General features: G+C 72.6%; 2 protein-coding genes. Both read left to right on the top strand.

What is annotated here, in order from left to right; translation table 11 throughout:
- Positions 1-489 (top strand): lysophospholipid acyltransferase family protein (locus VIB55_RS10435; protein WP_331876599.1); only part of this gene is annotated, 489 nt, incomplete at its 5' end.
- 493 nt (positions 490-982) lie between these two features.
- Positions 983-1,853, top strand: an 871-nt coding sequence (locus tag VIB55_RS10430; RefSeq protein WP_331876598.1) for a tetraacyldisaccharide 4'-kinase, incomplete at its 3' end; no start/stop codon positions are given.

Here is a 1,853-nt window from a genome sequence, read left to right as displayed (position 1 = left end):
CGGCTGCTGCCGTGCACCTACCATCATCGCCACCAGGGCGTGGTTACGCTCGTCAGCCTGCATCGGGACGGCGAGTACATCACCCGGGCCGTGCGGCGCTGGGGCTACACCGCCGTCCGCGGCTCCACCAGCCGCGGCGGCCTGGAAGCGCTCCGTGAGCTGATCCGCCACGTCAAGCAGGGCCGCTCGCTGGCCATCACGCCCGACGGTCCCCGCGGCCCGCGGGAAAAGATGAAGCCTGGACCCGTGATCATCGCGCAGCGCACCGGCGCGCCGATCATCCCCGTGGTGTCGGGCTCCACGCGTGCATGGTACTTCGGCGGATGGGACCGCTTCCTGATTCCTCAGCCCTTCGCGACACTGCGCATCTCGTACGGCGAGCCCGTCTACGTTCCGCGCGAGGCGAGCGAGGCCGACATCCAGGCCATCATGCTGGGCGTAGAGCAGCGCCTGGCCGGGCTGATGAAGCGCGTGGAGGGGAGCTGGTGATTGGCCAGGTGCCGTGGGGCCCTCACCCGTCCTCGCCTAGGCTCGTCCACCCTCTCCCACAAACAGCGTGGGAGAGGGGGTACACTTCAGGGTTGGGTGCGTCAGGGCGGCCGGGTGTTGGGGCCGGGGCCCCCCATCCCCAGCCCTTCCCCCGCAAACTGCGCGGGGGAAGGGAGCCAATCGAGTGCGCCACGCCACCCGGAGCGCGATCGAATTCTCCCTTTCCCCTGCGAAGCGGGGGAGAGGGCCGGGGCGAGGGGGCTGCCTGGGACTGCGCCGCATCCAGCTCCATCCGCCATGAATTCTCCCCCTCTCCCGCTTGCGGGAGAGGGGGCCGGGGGGAGAGGGCAGCCGCGGAATGCGCCGGAGATCTCGCAACGCACCCGAGTCTGTCAGGGTGCCAAGAAAACCATACGGCAACCCGCCAACCTGAATCGAAGTTCCCCCCTCTCCCGCGCAGTTTGCGGGGGAGGGGCCGGGGGAGGGGGAGCGCGTGAGCCTCGACGCCTGGGTCCACCGCTGGTGGGCGGGCGAAGCAGGCGCCGCCGGGCACGCGCTCCGCGTCGCCCTCGCACCGGCCGAGGCCGCATTCCGCGTCGGCGTCGCGCTCCGCAACCGGGGCTACGACGCGGGGTGGCTCCGCACGGAGCGCGTGGACGTTCCGGTGATCAGCGTCGGGAACGTGGCTGTGGGCGGGGCGGGGAAGACGCCATTCGCCGCGTGGCTGGCGGCGCGCCTGCGGGAGTGGGGGCGGCTCCCCGCCATTGTGCTCCGCGGCTACGGCGAGGACGAGATCGTGGTGCACCGCGAGCTGAACCCCGATGTCCCCGTCTTCCGCGGTGCCAGGCGGATCGATCCCGCGCGGGAGGCCGTGGCAGCGGGATGCGACGTCCTGGTGCTCGACGATGCCTTTCAGCACCGCGCGCTGGCACGGGACCTGGACCTGGTGCTGGTGGCCGTCGACGGATGGTCCGCCCGCCCGCGGGTGCTTCCGCGCGGACCCTGGCGCGAGGGCACACAGGCGCTCGGGCGCGCGGACGTGATCGTGCTCACGCGGAAGTCCGCGGGTGCGCCGCGGGCGCGCGAGGTGGCGGCTGAGGTTGCGCGGCTCCATCCGGGCAAGCCGGTCGTGCAGGTCGCGCTGAGGCCAGTGGGGCTGGTGCCGCTCGGTGGCGGGGCAGGGATGCCGCTGGACGCGCTGGCGGGGCGATCAGTCGTGGCCGTGGCCGCGCTCGCCACGCCAGGTCCCTACCTGCAGCACCTGCGCGAGGCCGGGGCGGAGGTGGAGCCGGCGCTGTACCCGGATCATCACGCGTTCTCGGCGGGCGAGGCGGCGGAAATTGTGAACCGCACGGCGGGACGGT

Source organism: Longimicrobium sp. (assembly GCF_036554565.1).
In the GTDB taxonomy this organism is placed as follows: domain Bacteria; phylum Gemmatimonadota; class Gemmatimonadetes; order Longimicrobiales; family Longimicrobiaceae; genus Longimicrobium.
This window is presented reverse-complemented; position numbering and strand designations above follow the sequence as displayed.